The organism is Leisingera sp. F5 (genome assembly GCF_001593695.1).
On record NZ_LUKH01000439.1, the window covers coordinates 1 to 2,463 of the forward strand.

At 62.7% G+C, this 2,463-nt stretch carries 2 protein-coding genes; both read right to left on the reverse strand.

Features of this window, described 5'->3' with window-relative positions; all coding sequences use genetic code 11:
• Positions 1–41 precede the first annotated feature (41 nt).
• Complete coding sequence (locus A2I95_RS31555; protein ID WP_291736174.1) at positions 42–1,247, reverse strand: aminotransferase class I/II-fold pyridoxal phosphate-dependent enzyme; 1,206 nt, start codon at positions 1,245–1,247, stop codon at positions 42–44.
• Between the two features lie 138 nt (positions 1,248–1,385).
• A partial coding sequence (locus A2I95_RS31560) for an FAD-binding oxidoreductase (protein ID WP_291736177.1) occupies positions 1,386–2,463 on the reverse strand: 1,078 nt, incomplete at its 5' end.

The following is a 2,463-nucleotide window of genomic DNA, read 5'->3' on the forward strand; positions in this document are numbered from 1 at the left end:
CGCGTGGCCGGGGCTGTACCTTGTTCAATCAACTGTGGTGTTCAGGCCGCGGCCCTGCCCATGCTTTCCTCCGCCGCAGCCAGCAGGATGTCTGTAACCACATCCAGTTCTGCACGGGTCAGACGCACTGGCAGGCGCACGTCGCAGGCCTTCATCAGCATGGAGCGGGTTTGGGGCAGGTCGGGCTGGTCGCCCAGGAATTGCCAGTTCCAGAAGGCGCGGGCGTTGTCGGTGGAAAGACCGAAGACCTGCACCTTGACGCCTTTGGATCCTGCAGCAGCAGCAAAGGCACGGGTCTGTGCCTCGCTGAGGCCTGCAAGGTTGAACTGGATCGAATCCGGCGCGCGGCGTTCAGGGGCCAGCGGTGCGGGCACGTCGAAGAAAGGGGAGGCATTGAGGCGTTCGGCCACATAGTCATGGTTGGCCAGCCCGTCGCGCACCCGGCGCGCCAGTTCCGGCAGCTGCGGGCGGATCACCGCGGCGGACAGGTTGCTCATCCGCAGGTTATAAAGCGGCAGCTGGTTCTGCCACTTGGCAAAGGCCTGCTCCAGATCCGGGGTGTTTTCCCCATGCGGGCCTTTGTGCTTTTTCCAGTTATGCTCGTATGCGCCGGACATGATCACGGCGCGGGCAATCAGATCGGCGTCGTCGGTGATCAGGATACCGCCCTCGCCGGCGTTGACCATCTTGTAGGACTGGAAGGAGAAGCAGCCGGCCTTACCGATGGTGCCGATATTCCGGCCGTTCCAGGTGGTGCCAAGCGAATGGGCGGCGTCTTCAACCACCGGGATGCCGCGGGCATCGCACAGCGCCATGATCGCATCCATATCAGAGGTATGGCCGCGCATGTGGCTGATGATGACCGCCTGCACGCTGTCCAGCCTGGCCTCAAAATCTGCCATGTCGATACGGTAGTTGTCGCCGACTTCACACAGTACTGGCACGCAGTCGGCATGAACCACCGATGACGGCACGGCGGCAAAGGTGAAAGCGGGGATCAGCACGCGCGCGTCGCGCGGCAGGCCAAGCGCTTTCAATGACAGGAACAAGGCGGCGGAGCAGGAGGAGACTGCCAGCGCATATTTGCTGCCCAAAAGGTCCGCATATTCCTGTTCCAGCAGCGTGACCGGAGCGTTTTCCGGCGCGGTGTAGCGGAACAGGTCGCCCGACTGCATCAGGGCCTCGATTGCCTCAAGGGCGGCTGCGGGAATGGGTTCAGCGTCATGAACGTTGGGCGGCAGAGCCATATTTCAAAATCCTGAATTGTTGCTTCAGAAAATGTAAATCTAGATGCCGGAAATGCCAAGAGGCGACGCGGCGGAAAATGCCGGCGCAGGCGGGATTTCACAGAAATGTTGCGGAGTTGCGCGGAAACCGGCCTGGGGTCAGACCCCCAGCCGGTCGCGCAAGGCAAACCAAGTCATTGCCAGCACCAAGAGCGGCGAGCGCATCCGCGGCCCGCCCGGGAAACGCGGGGCGGGGACGCGGGCCAGGGTGTCGAACCCTTCCGCCTGTCCCTGTATCGCCTGCGCCATCAACTGGCCTGCATGGGTGGCGGTGCCGACACCATGGCCGGAATAGCCGGAGGCCGTCAGCACATTGGGCGCCAGCCGCGCCAGATAGGGCATCCGCTTCATGGTGATGCCCAATGTGCCGCCCCAGGCATAGTCGACCCGGACGTCCTTGGTGTGCGGGAAAATCTGCTGCATCGGTTTGCGCACTGTGGCCTCGATATCGGCGGGAAAGCGGTAGCCATAGCTTTCGCCGCCGCCGAACAGCAGCCGCTTGTCATGGCTGAGGCGGAAGTAGTTGACCACAAACTTGCTGTCTGCCACCGCGACGTCACGGGCAAGTACCCGGGCGGCGTCTTCGCCCAGCGGTTCAGTTGCCACGATGAAGTTGTTGATCGGCATCACTCGCGACGCGACCTGATGGTTCAGCCCGCCCAGATAGCCGTTGCAGGCCAGGATCAAATGGCCGGCTGACACGGTTCCGCCTGCAGTCTGCACACGGACTTGCGCGCCTTCCTGGATGTCCAGCACCTCGCTTCGCTCAAATATCTGCGCCCCGGCGTTCGCAGCTGCCCGGGCCAGGCCCAGGGCATAGTTCAGCGGGTGCAAATGGGCGGCACCCATGTCCAGCGATCCGCCCTGATAGGCGGGTGAGGGGCAGATGGCGTGCAAACCAGCCTCATCCAGGGGCTGGATCTGATCGTAGCCGTAACGGCTTTGCAGATGTTCGGCATAGGCGTGTTCATGGGCTGCCTCGCCTTTGGAGAAACAGGCATGGGCAATGCCGGGGGTCAGATGGCAATCGATATTGTGCCGGGCAATCAGGGATTTCACCAGATCCTTGGCATCTTCACCCAGCTGCCAGAGCTTTTGCGCGTCTGCTTTGCCCATCAGCGCTTCCAGCCCGTCCTGTTCCATCCGCTGGCCGCTGCCGAGCTGGCCGCCGTTACGG